At 45.1% G+C, this 17,123-nt stretch carries 15 protein-coding genes; 12 read left to right on the forward strand and 3 right to left on the reverse strand.

Annotated features, from left to right (window positions below; all coding sequences use genetic code 11):
- Window positions 1-183: 183 nt before the first annotated feature.
- A complete protein-coding gene (locus tag NCY57_RS13200) occupies window positions 184-459 on the reverse strand; it encodes a hypothetical protein (protein WP_015524936.1) in 276 nt (91 codons plus the stop codon).
- A complete protein-coding gene (locus tag NCY57_RS13205) occupies window positions 456-812 on the reverse strand; it encodes a hypothetical protein (protein ID WP_022426549.1) in 357 nt (118 codons plus the stop codon). Before NCY57_RS13205 ends, NCY57_RS13200 begins: the two co-directional genes overlap by 4 nt.
- 106 nt (window positions 813-918) lie before the next feature.
- Between NCY57_RS13205 and NCY57_RS16840 the strand changes: the two genes are divergently transcribed.
- Window positions 919-1,053 (forward strand): hypothetical protein, encoded by a 135-nt coding sequence (locus tag NCY57_RS16840; RefSeq protein WP_022426548.1) that lies wholly within the window; start codon window positions 919-921, stop codon window positions 1,051-1,053.
- A 19-nt stretch (window positions 1,054-1,072) separates the two neighbouring features.
- On the opposite strand, the gene NCY57_RS13210 is transcribed toward NCY57_RS16840, so the two are convergent.
- On the reverse strand, window positions 1,073-1,372 hold the full coding sequence (locus tag NCY57_RS13210) for a hypothetical protein (protein WP_015524939.1): 300 nt from the start codon (window positions 1,370-1,372) through the stop codon (window positions 1,073-1,075).
- 174 nt (window positions 1,373-1,546) lie between these two features.
- Between NCY57_RS13210 and NCY57_RS13215 the strand changes: the two genes are divergently transcribed.
- The 11 genes from NCY57_RS13215 to NCY57_RS13265 all read left to right on the forward strand — a co-directional run bounded on the left by NCY57_RS13215 (window position 1,547) and on the right by NCY57_RS13265 (window position 17,123).
- Window positions 1,547-2,815: a cell wall hydrolase gene (locus NCY57_RS13215; RefSeq protein ID WP_180214216.1), complete on the forward strand. Its 1,269-nt coding sequence runs from the start codon at window positions 1,547-1,549 to the stop codon at window positions 2,813-2,815.
- 77 nt (window positions 2,816-2,892) lie between these two features.
- Window positions 2,893-3,381, forward strand: a complete 489-nt coding sequence (rnhA, locus tag NCY57_RS13220; RefSeq protein WP_173739956.1) for a ribonuclease HI — start codon at window positions 2,893-2,895, stop codon at window positions 3,379-3,381.
- A 563-nt stretch (window positions 3,382-3,944) separates the two neighbouring features.
- Window positions 3,945-5,171 (forward strand): tyrosine--tRNA ligase, encoded by a 1,227-nt coding sequence (gene tyrS, locus NCY57_RS13225; protein ID WP_022426545.1) that lies wholly within the window; start codon window positions 3,945-3,947, stop codon window positions 5,169-5,171.
- 86 nt (window positions 5,172-5,257) lie between these two features.
- Window positions 5,258-7,900: an alanine--tRNA ligase gene (alaS, locus tag NCY57_RS13230; RefSeq protein ID WP_059085722.1), complete on the forward strand. Its 2,643-nt coding sequence runs from the start codon at window positions 5,258-5,260 to the stop codon at window positions 7,898-7,900.
- A 165-nt stretch (window positions 7,901-8,065) separates the two neighbouring features.
- Window positions 8,066-8,242, forward strand: a complete 177-nt coding sequence (rpsU, locus tag NCY57_RS13235; protein ID WP_004222305.1) for a 30S ribosomal protein S21 — start codon at window positions 8,066-8,068, stop codon at window positions 8,240-8,242.
- Between the two features lie 80 nt (window positions 8,243-8,322).
- Window positions 8,323-9,897, forward strand: coding sequence for a cardiolipin synthase (gene cls / locus NCY57_RS13240; protein WP_092070529.1), 1,575 nt, complete (start codon window positions 8,323-8,325; stop codon window positions 9,895-9,897).
- A gap of 101 nt (window positions 9,898-9,998) precedes the next feature.
- On the forward strand, window positions 9,999-11,426 hold the full coding sequence (miaB, locus tag NCY57_RS13245) for a tRNA (N6-isopentenyl adenosine(37)-C2)-methylthiotransferase MiaB (protein ID WP_021651459.1): 1,428 nt from the start codon (window positions 9,999-10,001) through the stop codon (window positions 11,424-11,426).
- A gap of 232 nt (window positions 11,427-11,658) precedes the next feature.
- A complete protein-coding gene (locus NCY57_RS13250; protein ID WP_059085725.1) occupies window positions 11,659-11,970 on the forward strand; it encodes a metal-sensing transcriptional repressor in 312 nt (103 codons plus the stop codon).
- Between the two features lie 36 nt (window positions 11,971-12,006).
- Window positions 12,007-14,568, forward strand: coding sequence for a heavy metal translocating P-type ATPase (locus NCY57_RS13255; protein ID WP_250789750.1), 2,562 nt, complete (start codon window positions 12,007-12,009; stop codon window positions 14,566-14,568).
- A gap of 262 nt (window positions 14,569-14,830) precedes the next feature.
- Window positions 14,831-16,243, forward strand: coding sequence for an amidophosphoribosyltransferase (locus tag NCY57_RS13260; RefSeq protein ID WP_022427230.1), 1,413 nt, complete (start codon window positions 14,831-14,833; stop codon window positions 16,241-16,243).
- A 205-nt stretch (window positions 16,244-16,448) separates the two neighbouring features.
- Entirely contained in the window at window positions 16,449-17,123 is a 675-nt protein-coding gene (locus NCY57_RS13265; RefSeq protein WP_022427229.1) for an HAD family hydrolase, read from the forward strand.

A 17,123-nucleotide genomic window follows, 5' to 3' on the forward strand; every position in this document is an offset into this window, starting at 1 on the left:
ATATAAGAAGAAAGGGAAAATGATAAAAAAATATCACAAAAATAGGGAATATGTTCTATGAATTATGCGATAGAATCTATGGATATGTCAGATTTTTGCAGATTATATTCCGACAAATATAAAAAGAAATACAAAGTAGAAAATCCCGGAACAGAAAACCGCTGTTCCGGGATCACAAAGCTGTTAATGACGTATCATTTTCATCAGATTCACAATTCTGTCAAGCTTAGCTGCCTCTGCCGGACTTTTCCCCATTTTCAGAACTTCTATGATAGTGGAGATCTCATCAGAGCTGAAATTTAAGCCCGCATTTTTTCCTTTAGAAGCTGCGCCCATGATAAAAGGCAGAAGTTCGGACGGATTTTTCCCCAATCCCTGATCTGCCAGACCCTGAAGCATGGAAAGCTTCTGAGGGTCCATTCCGGAAAGCCGGGGATTATTTTTCCAGTCATCACTCATGGATTCTCACCTCCTGACGAATCTTCATTCATGATCTGAAGCATCTGGATCGTAGCCATAAGACTGGTGATATGATCGATCTGACGGCGATTTTCTCCGCCACAGCACTTACGGATATCCTGCAGCATTTCCAGAGGATCGGTGCCGGAAAAACCGGTAGCCTGCAGATCGGCTGTTCTACGGCTGCTTTGAAAAAGCGACATGGTATTCCGAAGTTCCCGGACTTTCGTATACACAGATAAAAACCGCTGCCCGGAAGAAGGAAGGTACGGGATCATGGCTTTCAGCATCTGATCCTGGTCACTTTCCACCATTTCATCCAGAGCAGTACGTGCGATAGGCTCCTGTTCCATAAAAAAATCCTTTTTCCTGAAATCTATGAATTTGCAGAAAGAAATATGACAGAAACCTTCTCTGGTCATATTATATATAGAAGAAATTTTTCAAAGGAATGTGATTATGGAATCTGAAAAAAAACAGGAACTTGTCATTGATGGAAATTCTTTTTATGAAATAGATCTGAAATGTCTGGAAGAGAAAAAACAGAAACAGGAGGAAGCAAAAAAACGGCAGCAGAAAAGGCAGAGGAAATAACCTCTGCCTTTTCAAAAGATCAGCAGCAATTGTTGCAGCCGCATCCATTTCCGCACAAAAGCAGAAGAAGGATGATGATCCAACAGCTGTCGTTGCAGCCGTTGTTATTACAGCCACAGCCACTGTTGTTTCCACAGCAACACATCAGACAGATGATCCAAAGGATACAGGAGCAGCTGTTTCCACCGTTTCCAAACAGGGAATTTCCGCAGCCATTATTACAGCCACAGTTATTGTTACATCCACATCCTGTGCTACATCCGGAATCACAACCACATCCGCAATCACATCCACAATTGGTAGCCGCTAAGTCACTCATCGATAAGTCCTCCAGCAAATTTTATTTACACTTCATCATATGGCAGGAGTCCGTCCACAGTTACAAAAAAGTTGACAGTGTTTATTCATTACGATATAATAAACGAAATGTAACATTTTTGTAATTTTTGAGACAAACTAGCTTTTATATCTAAAACAGGAAATGGGGAAAATTATGAAGAGTTTCAGAACAAAAAAATGGCTGAAGGGTCTGATGCTTGCCATGCTGCTGATCGTGGGAAGCACAGTTTTTTCTGCTTCTGCAAAAGAGGTACAGGCTGCCACTGCAGGCTTTAAAACTATCGATGGAAAAACATACTACATAAAAAGTGATGGGAGCAAGCAGAAAGGCTGGATGACCCTGGGCGGATACAAGTACTACTTTAACACAAAGACCGGAGTACAGGTAAAGGGCTGGATGAAGGTCAATGGCAAATATACCTACTATTTTACAAAAGGCAAGGGTGTTATGGCAACCGGCTGGATGACAGATTCCAAAGGCCATAAGCGCTATTTCAATCCCAAAACAGGTAAGCTTACCACAGGCTGGGTAAACTGCAGCAAGGGAAGGAAACGTTATTTCACAAAAGGCGGAGGCATTATGGCAACCGGCTGGCTCACCAACAGCAAAGGGCAGAAACGTTATTTTTACAAAACTTCCGGTTATATGGCAATCAAATGGGTAAAAAACAAATCCAAAAATATCAGCTACTATTTTGCCACCAGTACCGGTTATATGTATACTGGTCTGAAGACGATCAATCAGAAGAACTATTATTTTAAATCCAACGGTGTCATGGCAGTAAGTACCTCCGTAACAGTGAATGGAATTACATACTCCATCGCAGCAGACGGAGTGGCCACTGCGAAGACTACCAAACCAAATCTAAATGTCAGCAATGGAGATGTCAAAGTTTACGATACCAAAAACAGCAGATATTACACTATGGTAAAAGAATATAAGAGCCATCCTGGAATAGCCAACGGCAAGACATCCGATGAAGCACTTCTGGCCGCGCTTTGCGAATCAGAAGCAGGCGATCAGGGCAAGATCGGAATGGAAGCAGTAGCACTTTGTGTTCTGAATCGTACGATCAAATCAGACAAGGAATTTCCATCTACGATACGAGGTGTGATCTATGAGAATATCGGAAGCAGCACAACCCCACAGTATTCTGTAGTGCGGAACGGGGCCCTTCTCAAACGTCTCAATGGTCAGTTTGAAAATCGTACTCTTGCTTATCAGGCTGCAAGAGAAGCAATGACTATTTTCAATAAACATGTCACTTCCGGCAAAGCCAGAACACTCAGCGGATTTAAACAGAAAGATTTTAATTATATGTATTTCATGATGACCAGCTATTTCTGGAACCAGAATCTGAATTTCAGCAAAGTGAAATATGAAACTTATAAAGGCCATACATTTTTTGTAGACTGGGTATAAGCAACATAGTCTCCGGCAGTAAACTTTGAACAAACAGGCGTATGGACATAAAATTGAAAATTTAAGGAGAAGCAAATATGCAGGTAAAAATCTATACGGATGGTGCAGCCCGGGGAAATCCGGATGGACCGGGAGGCTACGGAGCAGTTCTTCAGTACATCGATACCAAAGGCCAGTTACATGAACGTGAACTGTCCAGAGGCTACAAAAAAACCACAAACAACCGGATGGAGCTGATGGCAGCCATTGTAGCACTGGAAGCACTGAACCGCCCCTGCCAGGTGGATCTGTATTCCGATTCCAAATATCTGGTAGATGCTTTTAATCAGCACTGGATCGATTCCTGGCTAAAGAAAAACTGGAAACGTGGAAAAAACGAAGATGTGAAGAATGTAGATCTCTGGAAACGCCTTTTAAAGGCCAAGGAGCAGCATCAGGTAAGCTTCCACTGGGTTAAGGGACATGCAGATAATCCGTTAAATGAACGGTGTGATCAGCTTGCCACATCAGCGGCAGACGGCAATGACCTTTTCGTAGATGAGGGAATAAATGGCTTACAGAAATAAAAGTTCCACTTATCACTCACAGAAAACCCGAAACATACCGCGCGAATTTATGCGATCAACGTAAATTCTGTGCATCACGAAGCGTGTTACTGAGAACGGAGTAAACAGTAACATTCTGCCACTTTAAGTTGTCAAAGCAATATTAAAATTTCTTGACAAACAAAAAAGCAGTTTGTATACTTCATATAGTATAGTAAAAGGCTTGGAAGGGAAAAAGTAGCTTGAGGAAAACCCCACAGAGAGCAGCCGGCAGGTGAGAGGCGCAGGGTAGAACTTTTGTGAATACATCCCGGAGCTGCGCACCGAATCGGAACTTGATACTGTAAATTATAAACTTTATAATAATAACGTATTATAGATAGGCTGCGACGGAATGGCACCCGTTATTGTGCTGAAGTGGTTTTATATCTTGATATATATGGATATAACGGGATGTAGATTCACTTTATGAGGCAGGAAATGCGAGTTTTCTGTAAATTTAGGTGGTAACACGGGACCCGGTTCTCGTCCTAAACGGACAGGAACCGGGCATTTTTTATATGACTATACAGGAGGAAAGAACAATGACAGTTTGGGAAGAACTGAAAGCACGTGGCCTGATCGCACAGGTTACAGACGAAGACGAGATCAAAGAGATGGTAAATAACGGGAAAGCCACATTCTATATTGGCTTTGATCCTACAGCAGACAGCCTTCATGTAGGTCACTTCATGGCTCTTTGCCTGATGAAGAGACTGCAGATGGCAGGAAACCGTCCGATCGCCCTTCTCGGCGGCGGAACAGGAATGATCGGTGACCCGTCCGGAAGGACCGATATGCGTCAGATGCTGACAAAAGAAACCATCCAGCACAATATTGACTGCTTCAAGCAGCAGATGAGCCGTTTCATTGATTTCTCTGATGGAAAAGCTCTTATGGTAAACAATGCTGACTGGCTTATGAACCTTAACTATGTAGAGCTTCTCCGTGAGGTAGGTGCTCACTTTTCCGTAAACCGTATGCTGACAGCAGAGTGCTACAAACAGCGTATGGAGCGAGGCTTAAGCTTCCTGGAATTTAACTACATGATCATGCAGAGCTACGACTTCTACATGCTGTACCAGAAATACGGCTGCAACATGCAGTTCGGTGGCGATGACCAGTGGAGCAACATGCTTGGCGGTACCGAGCTGATCCGCCGTAAGCTTGGCAAGGATGCCTATGCCATGACCATCACACTGCTTCTCAATTCTGAGGGCAAAAAGATGGGAAAAACACAGTCCGGAGCTGTATGGCTTGATCCGAATAAGACATCCCCGTTCGATTTCTACCAGTACTGGAGAAATGTAAACGATGCTGACGTTATCAAATGTATGCGTCTTCTTACTTTCCTTCCTCTTGAGGAGATCGACGAGATGGCCAAATGGGAAGGCAGCGAGCTGAACAAAGCCAAGGAGATCCTTGCATACCAGCTGACAGAGCTTGTACACGGTGAGGAGGAAGCCAAGAAAGCACAGGAGGGTGCCCGCGCACTGTTCTCAGGTGCAGATACTTCTCATATGCCTACAACAGAGCTTTCAGAGGAAGATTTTGACGAGGAAGGAAAAATCGACCTGATCACACTTCTTATAAAAGCAGAGCTGGTACCAAGCCGTTCCGAGGGTCGCCGTGCGATCCAGCAGGGTGGTGTATCCATCGATGGTGAGAAGCTCACCGATATTTACCATACGGTTGAGAAGGATGCTTTTGCAGGGGACGGGATCGTTCTGAAACGAGGCAAGAAAAAATTCAAAAAGATCTGTGTAAAATAATTTCCCATATCTGTGACATTTCCGGGATAAAGCTACGGCATTCCGGAAATGCTGACAGGTAGGGTTGACACAAGGAGGATAACAACATGAAAAAGTACGGAGTGAACGAACTTCGTAAGATGTTCCTTGACTTTATGGAGAGCAAGGGCCATCTTGTAATGAAAAGCTTTTCCCTGGTTCCTCAGGGAGATAAGAGTCTTCTGCTGATCAATGCAGGTATGGCTCCGCTGAAACCATATTTTACAGGTGCTGAGAAGCCGCCAAGAACAAGAGTGACAACCTGCCAGAAATGTATCCGTACCGGAGATATCGAAAATGTAGGTAAAACCGCACGTCACGGTACTTTCTTTGAAATGCTTGGTAACTTCTCTTTTGGTGATTACTTCAAAAAAGAAGCCATCCACTGGTCCTGGGAGTTTCTTACTGAGGTTGTAGGGCTTGATGCAGACCGTCTCTACCCATCCATTTACCTGGATGATGATGAAGCCTTCAATATCTGGAACAAAGAAGTAGGGATTCCGTCTGAACGTATTTTCCGTTTCGGAAAAGAGGATAACTTCTGGGAGCATGGCGCAGGTCCATGCGGTCCATGCTCTGAGATCTACTATGACCGTGGCGAAAAATACGGCTGTGGTAAACCCGGATGTACGGTAGGCTGCGACTGCGACCGTTACATGGAAGTATGGAACAACGTTTTCACACAGTTCGAGAACGATGGAAACGGAAACTACACAACCCTGAAACAGAAAAACATCGATACCGGTATGGGACTTGAGCGTCTTGCTGTAGTTGTTCAGGATGTTGATTCTATTTTTGATGTAGATACAATTTGTGCACTTCGTAATCTTGTATGCGAGATTGCACATAAAGAATATGAGAAAAACTATGCAGATGACGTTTCCATCCGTCTGATCACGGACCATATCCGTTCCGCAACATTTATGATCTCCGATGGAATCATGCCAACCAATGAGGGACGTGGATATGTTCTCCGCCGTCTGATCCGCCGTGCAGCACGTCACGGACGTCTTCTTGGCATCGAGGGAACTTTCCTTGCAAAATTAAGTGCACAGGTGATTGAGAGCTCCAAAGCCGGATATCCGGAGCTTGAGGAGAAGAAAGAGTTCATCTTCCGTGTACTGACAAATGAGGAGAATCAGTTCAACAAAACTATCGATCAGGGACTTCGTATCCTTTCCGACATGGAAGAGGATATGAAAAAAGCAGGTGAAAAGACTCTTTCCGGTGACAACGCATTCAAGCTTTATGATACGTACGGATTCCCTCTTGACCTTACAAAAGAGATCCTTGAGGAAAAAGGCTACGGCATTGACGAGGAAGGCTTCCAGAAAGCAATGGAGGAACAGAGAGTCAAGGCACGTACTGCCCGTGAAGTAACCAACTATATGGGTGCAGACGCAACCGTATACGATGATATTGATGTAAACGTAACAACAGAATTCGTCGGCTACGATCATCTTACCTTTGATTCCAAGGTTACTGTCCTTACCACAGAAACAGAGATCGTAGATTCTCTCACAGAGGGACAGAAGGGTACCGTATTTGTAGAGCAGACTCCTTTCTATGCAACAATGGGTGGACAGGAAGGTGATACCGGTGTGATCGAGACTGCAAACGGTAAATTTGTTGTTGAGGACACCATCAAACTCCGCGGCGGTAAATTCGGCCACGTAGGACATATGGAATCTGGTATGATTTCCTCAGGTGAGACAGTATCCCTGAAGGTAAACGAAGAAGCAAGAAAAGATACCGAGAAAAACCACAGTGCAACACATCTTCTTCAGAAAGCACTGAAAACCGTTCTTGGTTCCCACGTAGAGCAGAAGGGTTCTCTGGTAACTCCGGACAGACTTCGTTTTGACTTTGCTCATTTTCAGGCTATGACAGCAGAAGAACTCCAGGCAACAGAAGAGCTTGTAAACAAAGAGATCCAGGCAGGTCTTGATGTTCATACAGATGTCATGGATGTGGAAGAAGCCAAGAAATCCGGAGCAATGGCTCTCTTTGGTGAGAAATATGACCAGAAGGTACGTGTAGTATCCATGGGAGACTTTTCCAAAGAGCTCTGTGGTGGTACTCATGTAAAGAATACAAGCTCCATCATGCTCTTTAAGATCGTGTCCGAATCCGGTATCGCAGCTGGTGTACGCCGTATTGAGGCACTTACCGGCAAAGCAGTTATCGAATACTACAGAAAGCAGGAAGAGCTTCTCCATGAGGCTGCAAAAGCATTAAAGGCCAATACAGCCGAGGTTGTAGAAAAAATCAGTCACCTGCAGGCTGAGGTAAAGGCTCTTCAGAGCGAAAATGAATCCCTCAAGAGCAAAGCTGCCCAGAGTGCACTTGGCGATGTCATGGATAAAGTCGTTGAAGTAAACGGCGTAAAACTCCTTGCAGCCAAAGTTGAGGGCGTTGACATGAACGGTCTCAGAGACCTGGGTGATAAATTGAAAGAGCAGCTTGGCGAAGGTGTTGTCCTTCTTGCAGCAGTAAACGACGGCAAGGTTAATCTTCTTGCAATGGCAACGGATGCAGCTCAGAAAGCAGGCGCTCATGCAGGAAACCTGATCAAAGCAGTGGCAGCGATCGTTGGCGGTGGCGGCGGCGGACGTCCGAACATGGCACAGGCCGGCGGAAAGAATCCGGAAAAAGCCCAGGAAGCTATGGACGCAGCAGCAGGAATCCTTGAAAAACAGCTCACAAAATAACAAAGTTGTGCGTGATTTACAGTTTTGACATTTTTTTCATAAAAATCGAAAAAGATGTTGACGAAAGCACTTGTTATGCTATATAATAACACTCGTGCAAGAAAAATACCCAGACAGTTGTATTTTAGCACAATCTACAACTGGAGGGAGGTTAGGTGTGAGTCTATGTCAAACGTTATCGTAAAAGAGAACGAGACTTTAGATAGCGCTCTTCGCAGATTCAAGAGAAGCTGTGCTAAGGCGGGAATCCAGCAGGAAATCCGTAAGAGAGAGCATTACGAGAAGCCAAGCGTTCGTCGTAAGAAAAAATCTGAAGCCGCAAGAAAACGTAAATATAATTAATTGTGCGCAAAAATCCCTGGCTGTATGGTCAGGGATTTTTAATTAAATAGAAACAGGAACGTTTGACGAAGGAAAGAAATATGAATTTGTTTATTAAACTGATTATCAAACCATTGCGATCGCTCCTTAAATTATTATTTAATCGAATTTTTTATGTAGCTCTGGCTCTTGTTGTGCAGCTGGCATGGCTGCTGATCGCCCTTTTCCGGCTTATGGAATATTCCAGATGGGTGACGATCGGAATGCAGGTCATAGGTTTTCTGGTTGTTCTTTGGATCGTAAATAAAAAGATCAACCCATCTTATAAGCTCGCCTGGACGATGCTGATCCTTATTTTTCCGGTATTTGGTGTTTCCCTGTACCTTCTTTTCGGTAAGTCACGGATCGGCGCTGTAATGGAGCAGCATTATCAGAATCTTATTGATGAAACTGCTGAATACCTGGAAGGCTCAGAGCTCACAAGAAAACGTTTAAACGAAGACGACCGTTCCATGAGGATCCAGTCGGATTACATCTGGCAGTATTCAAGATATCCGGTTCACGAGAATACCACAGCAGAGTATTTTCAGGTAGGAGATGATATGTTTCCGGTTCTGGTGCATGAACTGGAGCAGGCAAAGCATTTTATTTTTATCGAATATTTCATCATAAATGACGGGGTAATGTGGCAGACGATCCTTAATATCCTTGAAAAAAAGGCTAAAGAAGGAGTGGATGTCCGACTGATCTATGATGGCTTCGGCTGCCTTACCACATTGCCATACAAGTATGATCAGGAGATGCGCCGGCGAGGAATCAAATGCGAAGTATTCAACCGGTTCCGTCCGATTCTTAATATAATCCAGAATAACCGTGACCACCGTAAGATCTGTGTGATCGATGGCTGGACCGGTTTTACCGGCGGCATCAACCTGGCTGACGAATATATCAATCAGCGAAAACGGTTTGGCCACTGGAAGGATACAGCCGTTATGCTGAAAGGAGAAGGCGTCTGGAATATGACAGCTATGTTCCTGTATATGTGGGGAATCGTTACCAGAACAGATACTTCTCTTGATTTCGGAAATTATGTTCCGCACAGGTGGCACCCCAACGAATTTCCGGGAAACGGTTATGTCCAGCCATTCTGCGATTCCCCCCTGGACGATGAGATCGTAGGAGAGAACGTTTATCTTAATATTATCAATCGCGCCAAAAACTATGTTTATATCTGCACACCATATCTGATCATAGATAATGAGATGATGACCGCCCTGTGCCTCGCTGCAAAAAGCGGTGTAGATGTCCGGATCATGACACCAGGTATCCCGGACAAAAAAATGGTCTTCCTGCTGACACAGTCTTATTATAAGCAGCTTCTGGAAGCAGGTGTAAAGATCTACGAATACCAGCCGGGATTTTTACATGCAAAATCTTTTGTCTGTGATGACAAAGTAGGCGTCGTAGGAACCATAAATCTGGATTACCGAAGCCTTTATCTGCATTTTGAAGATGGTGTCTGGATGTATAAGAATGATGTGATCCTGGACATCCGGGATGATTTTACAGAAACCCTGGAGTACTGTGATCCCATTGATCTGGCATTCTGCCAGAAGAGAAATATTGTGGTACGTGCCATTCAGAACGTACTGAGAGTTTTTGCACCGCTATTATAAAAACTCTTTGACAGACAACTGTAAATTCTGTATGATATATCAGACGTGAGTTCAATGCTCCCGTCTGATATTGTCTAAAGAAAAATAATTTATAGATACATATGAAATTTTTAGTTATTGGAGGAATTGATTTGAGCCAGAACAAAGAAACAGAGATCCAGCTTCAGTACATTGAAAAATGTAAAGAGCTTCTTGCCAAAAGCAGTACGAAACATCCCACCTTCCACATCCAGAACGAAGGATGCCAGATGAACTCCATCCAGACAGAGTCTATTGCGGCCATCATGGAAAAAATGGGATATGAAATGGTAGATACCGAGGATGCTGATGCAGTTGTATTTAACACCTGCACAGTCCGGGAAAATGCCAATCAGAAGATCTATGGACATCTTGGACATTTAAAGAGCATCAAACGGGAGCACCCGGATATGAAGATCGTACTGTTCGGATGTATGATGCAGGAGCATCACGTAGTGGAAAAGATCCGCAAGGATTATAAATATGTAAATCTTGTATTCGGAACCCATAATATCCACAAATTCCCGGAGCTTTTTTACCGGACGCTGCAGACCGACGACCAGATCATTGATATCTGGAAGGAATCCGATGAGATCGTAGAGGGCATGCCAACTTCCCGCAAATACTCCTTCAAAACAGGAGTCAGCGTAATGTTTGGCTGCAATAACTTCTGCAGCTACTGCATCGTTCCTTATGTCCGCGGCCGCGAAAAGAGCCGCGAGCCACAGGCCATCATCCGCGAGATCGAGGAACTGGTCGCAGATGGCGTTACTGAGATCATGCTTCTTGGTCAGAATGTAAACTCCTACGGAAAAACTCTGGAAACACCGGTAACCTTTGCAGAACTTCTGAAAGAAGTGGAAAAGATCGAAGGGCTGAAGCGTATCCGTTTTATGACTTCCCATCCGAAGGACCTGTCCGATGAGCTGATCCAGACCATGGCAGAGAGCCAGAAGATCTGTCACCATCTGCATCTTCCGCTGCAGTCCGGAAGCAGCAGAGTCTTAAAGGAAATGAACCGCCGTTACGACAAGGAGAAATATCTGGAGCTGGTAGATAAGATCCGTAAGGCAATCCCGGATATTTCGCTGACAACAGATATCATGGTCGGATTTCCGGGAGAAACAGAAGAAGATTTCCAGGAAACACTGGATGTTGTAAGAAAAGCAAATTATGATACTGCCTTCACATTTATTTATTCCAAACGAAGCGGAACCCCTGCAGCCGGCATGGAAAATCAGGTGCCGGAGGATGTGGTAAAAGACCGTTTTAGCCGTCTTCTTACCCTGGTGCAGGAAAAGGGCCGGGAAAATTCCTCCCGTTTCCAGGGAACCATTCAGGAAATCCTGGTAGAAGACGAAAACCGGGAGAAGGGTACTCTTACAGGTCGTACCCAGCATAATCTCTTGGTTCATTTCCCAGGAGAAAAAGATCTCATCGGCAAATATGTAAAAGTAAGCCTGGATACCTGCAAGGGATTCTATTATTTCGGACATATCGTGGAAGAGTAGAATTATCGACAAGTCCCCACCCACTGCTTATTGTTTTTCGCAACCCCGTTGGGGACTTACCTGATTTGGCTAATTATAAGTTTATATTACCCGCTCATTGCCATTATCGGATGAGCGGGCTTTTTTATTATAAAAATACTGTTTCTATTGACAAATACCCCATGAGGGTATATATTATTCCATATATAGAGGATACCCCATGAGGGTATTTATGAGAAAGGAGAGACAGCCTATGTCTGAAAAGAAAGCCTGTCCCTGCTGTTGTAAAAAACACACTGCACGTTCAGAGGAGGAGAAAAAAAAGCTGATCAACCGTCTGAAACGTATTGAAGGCCAGATCAGAGGCATTATAGGAATGATGGAGAATGATGCCTACTGTAACGATATCCTGATCCAGTCCGCTGCAGTCAATGCTGCAGTGAATGCGTTTAATAAAGAGCTGCTTGCCAGCCACATCCGCACCTGCGTTGCCCGGGATATCCGGGAAGGTAAGGATGAGACCATTGATGAGCTGGTAGCAACCCTCCAGAAGCTGATGAAATAAAGGGACAAACTGGATTTTAGGAGGTACTGAAAGAAAATGGAACAATATAATGTAACTGGTATGAGCTGCGCCGCCTGCTCTGCCCGTGTGGAAAAAGCCGTATCGAAAGTTCCGGGGGTGAATAGCTGTTCCGTCAGTCTTCTGACCAACTCCATGGGAGTTGAGGGAACCGCTTCATCCGGCGAGATCATTGCCGCAGTGGAAGCCGCCGGATATGGTGCATCTTTAAAGGGCGGAGCTGCCGGAGCGAAGATTTCCATGTCTGCGGCAGAAGAAGCGCTGGAAGATCATGAAACTCCGATTCTAAAGAGACGTCTTATCACATCCGTAGGATTTTTGCTAGTGCTGATGTATTTCTCCATGGGGCACATGATGTGGGGATGGCCACTGCCGAAATGGTTTGACGGCAATCACGTAGCCATGGGACTGGTACAGCTGCTCCTGGCTGGTATCATCATGGTGATCAACCAGAAATTTTTCATCAATGGATTTAAGAGTCTGTGGCGCCGTTCCCCAAATATGGATACTCTGGTAGCTCTTGGCTCCATGGCATCCTTCCTGTGGAGCGTCTATGCACTGTTTGCCATGACAAGAGCACAGGCAGACGGAGATTCTGCTGCAGTTATGAATTACATGATGGATTTTTATTTTGAATCTGCAGCCATGATCCTGACACTGATCACCGTAGGAAAAATGCTGGAGGCCCGTTCTAAAGGAAAGACAACGGATGCGCTTAAAAGCCTTATGAAGCTGGCACCCAAAACTGCGGTTGTGGTACGAAAGGGACAGGAACTTACCGTTCCTATTGAGCAGGTTCAGAAAGGAGAAACCTTTGTCGTCCGCCCGGGAGAGAATATTCCGGTGGACGGAGTGATCCTGGAAGGAACCACAGCAGTCAATGAATCCGCACTGACCGGCGAGAGTATCCCGGTTGATAAAGAAACCGGAGATATGGTTTCTGCGGCAACTGTGAATCAGTCCGGATTTATCAAATGCGAAGCGACCAGAGTGGGAGAGGATACCACCCTTTCCCAGATCATCAAAATGGTCAGTGACGCGGCAGCCACCAAGGCACCGATCGCAAAGATCGCAGACCGTGTTTCCGGCGTGTTTGTACCGGCAGTGATCACAATCGCAGTGATCACAACGATCATCTGGCTTCTTGCAGGACAGACCTTCGGTTATGCTCTGGCAAGGGGGATTTCCGTTCTGGTCATCAGCTGCCCCTGCGCACTTGGCCTTGCAACACCGGTTGCCATTATGGTCGGCAACGGTATGGGTGCCAAAAACGGAATCCTTTTCAAAACAGCCGTTTCCCTGGAGGAAGCAGGAAAAGTTCAGATTGTCGCACTGGATAAAACCGGAACCATTACAAGCGGTCAGCCGGAGGTAACAGATATTCTTCCGGCAGAGGGAATCACAGAAACAGAGCTTCTCACGCTGGCCTGTGCACTGGAGAAAAAAAGTGAACATCCACTGGCAAAGGCAGTTCTCAAAAAAGCCGAGGAAGAGAACCTTGCCACAGGTGAAGTAACCGGCTTCCAGGCACTTCCGGGAAACGGACTTTCCGCTATACTTGGAAGTGACAAACTGACAGGCGGAAGCATGAAATTTATCAGCAGCCAGACAAAGGTTTCCGCAGACCTTAACAGGAGAGCCGAGCAGCTTGCAGAGCAGGGAAAAACGCCCCTTCTTTTCACACGAAACGGTAAACTTCTGGGAATCATCGCAGTTGCGGATGTGATCAAGGAAGACAGTCCCCGTGCAGTAAAAGAGCTTCAGAACATGGGAATCCGTGTAGTTATGCTTACCGGTGACAATGAGCGTACCGCAAAAGCCATCGGAGCTCAGGCAGGAGTTGACGATGTGATCGCAGGAGTTCTTCCGGATGGAAAAGAAAGTGTGATCCGCGCTCTGAAGGAGCAGGGAAAGGTTGCCATGGTCGGTGACGGTATCAACGACGCGCCGGCACTTACAAGAGCCGATATCGGAATTGCCATCGGTGCAGGAACAGATATTGCCATTGATGCGGCAGATATCGTTCTGATGAAGAGCCAGTTAAGCGATGTTCCAGCGGCAGTACGTTTAAGCCGCGCCACACTTCGGAATATCCATGAGAATCTTTTCTGGGCATTTTTCTACAATATAATCGGCATTCCCCTTGCAGCAGGTGTCTGGATCCCGCTTTTCGGATGGACCTTGAATCCGATGTTCGGAGCTGCGGCCATGAGTCTTTCCAGCTTCTGTGTTGTAACAAATGCACTGCGTCTGAATCTGTTTCAGATCCACAATGCAGCAAAAGACAAAGAAATCAAAAATCCGGTAACATTACACATCAGTCATGATGAAAATATAAAAGAAGAAAAGGAGAACAAAACAATGGTAAAGGTAACGGTCAATGTAGAAGGAATGATGTGCGGACACTGTGAGGCACACGTAAACAAAGCCATCCAGGCAGCTTTCGGAGCAGAAGACGTAGTTTCTTCCCACGAGAACGGAACAACTGTATTCTCTGTACCTGAGAAGGTTGACGAGGCAAAGGTTGAAGAAGTGATCAAGGAAGCCGGTTACGAGTTTAAGGGAATCACCCAGGAATAAACCGGATTTTTAAACCACATATTTGCCAAATGGCCAAAAGAAACAGTTCTGTAAAAGCGGAGCTGTTTCTTTTGGCTCATACAGAAAAAATTTTCCACTTCTATAAATCCGGCTAATATCTTTATAGTTTATTCTGAAAAAGCAGGATTATCCGCCAAATTGGTTTTTATTTTCAATTCTCTTATGCTATACTGATAGCGATTATGGATATAGGAACGATAACAGAAATCGTTAACATCATAGTAGTAGAGAGGAGCGCATTATGAGCGGATTTTTTGGAGTAGCATCGAAGGATGACTGTGTACTGGAGCTTTTTTACGGAGTGGATTACCATTCTCATCTGGGAACACGCCGCGGAGGTATGGCTGTTTACGGAGAACATGGATTTGACCGTGCCATCCACAACATTGAGAACACGCCTTTCCGTACAAAATTTGACGGAGATGTGGGTTCCATGAAGGGAAATATGGGAATCGGATGTATTTCTGATTATGAGCCTCAGCCCCTTCTGTTCAGTTCCAGGATCGGCAGCTTTGCCCTCACTTTTGTGGGAAAGATCAATAATTACGATGAACTTCTGCAGCAGCTGTATGATACGACCAAGGTACATTTTCAGGAGATGACCAACGGAACAGTCAATGTGACCGAACTGATCGCTGCACTGATCTGTGAAAAGGACAATTTTGTGGAAGGTATCCAGTACGTACAGGGACTGATCGACGGCTCCATGACTCTGCTTCTTATGACAAAAGACGGAATTTATGCAGCCCGTGACAAGATGGGCAGAACTCCTGTGGAAATTGGCCACAAAGAAGGGTCATACTGTATTTCCTTTGAAAGTCATGCCTATATCAACCTTGGATACGAAGATTATAAAGAACTTGGCCCCGGAGAGATCGTATTCGTAACAGCCGACGAAGTTAAAACTCTGGTTGAGCCCGGAAAGAAAATGAAGATCTGTTCCTTCCTCTGGGTTTACTACGGATATCCGACAGCCTCTTATGAAGGTGTAAATGTAGAGGAGATGCGCTACCGCTGTGGAAGCATGCTTGCAAAGAGAGACGGCGATTCCGTGCACCCGGACATTGTAGCCGGTGTTCCGGATTCCGGCATTGCCCATGCCATCGGATACGCCAATGAATCCGGCATTCCTTACGCAAGACCATTCATTAAATATACACCAACCTGGCCCAGATCTTTTATGCCGACCAATCAGAACCAGCGTAACCTTATTGCCAAAATGAAACTGATCCCGGTACGTGCGCTGATCAAGGATAAAAAACTTCTTCTCATAGACGATTCCATCGTACGTGGCACCCAGCTTCGCGAGACAACCGAATTTCTGTACCGCAGCGGAGCCAAAGAGGTTCATGTCCGTCCTGCCTGCCCGCCAATCATGTACGGCTGCAAATATTTAAACTTCTCCCGTTCCAAATCTGAGATGGAGCTGATCACCCGTCAGGTGATCGAGAAGAGAGAAGGCCCCAACTGTCCGCAGGAAGTTCTGGATGAATATGCAGATCCACATACAGAGAAATACGAGCAGATGGTACAGGATATCTGCAAGATGCAGAATTTTACAACTCTCCGTTATCACAGACTGGATGATCTTCTGGAATCCATTGGGATCGATCCTTGTAATGTATGCACATATTGTTTTAACGGTAAAGAATAAAAAATGTTTTGAAAATAGAGCTGCTGTTTCAGATGAACCTCCTTAACTCCCGGTTGCATTTTGGATATCTGCGGCTTATAATAAATGCGGATATATCTTTTGTGATATATCCGCGTTTTTTATATCAGTTTTTTATGTCATGGGAAATTATTTCGTAATGTTCCAATGACAGAGTATCACAAAAAAATTTTTCAGGAGTATAAACATGATTTTTCCTATAAAAGCCGTGATATTTGATGCAGACGGCGTCCTTCTGGATTCGCTCTCTGTTTGGAAGGAGCTTGGAAAACGATATATTACAGATCTGGGATATCAGCCGGTTGCGGAAATGGACGAAATCCTTTTTCCCATGAGTATGGAGCAGGGAGCAGCCTGGTTGAAAAACAGGTTTACTCTTGCGTATTCCGAAGAAAAGATCGTGATGGATCTGAAATCCCGGATCCGTAAATACTATTTTGAAGAGGTCCCGGCAAAATCAGGTGCCAGAGAACTTCTTCAATGTCTTGCAGAACAGAAAATCCCGGCTGCGGTGGCAACCTCAAGCCCCAGGGAACATATCTGCCGGGCGCTGGAAAGAAACGGACTTCTTTCCTTTTTTGATAAAATCTATACCACCAGTGAGATCGGAGAAAGCAAACATTCTCCGAGGGTCTATCTTACAGCTGCAGAAGCACTGGGAACGGAGCCATCCCGGACGCTGGTTGTGGAGGATTCACTCTACGCGTTGCAGACTGCCGGAAATGCAGGATTTCTGACTGCCAGTATTTATGACGCATTGGGAGAACCGGATCAGGAACAGATGAAAAAGGATGCCTATATCTACTGTCGGGATCTGACAGAGTTACAGAACCATATATTCACAGAAAACGGAGGAAACTAA

Source organism: Blautia sp. MB18-30 (assembly GCF_023669475.1).
In the GTDB taxonomy this organism is placed as follows: Bacteria; Bacillota; Clostridia; order Lachnospirales; family Lachnospiraceae; genus Blautia_A; species Blautia_A fusiformis.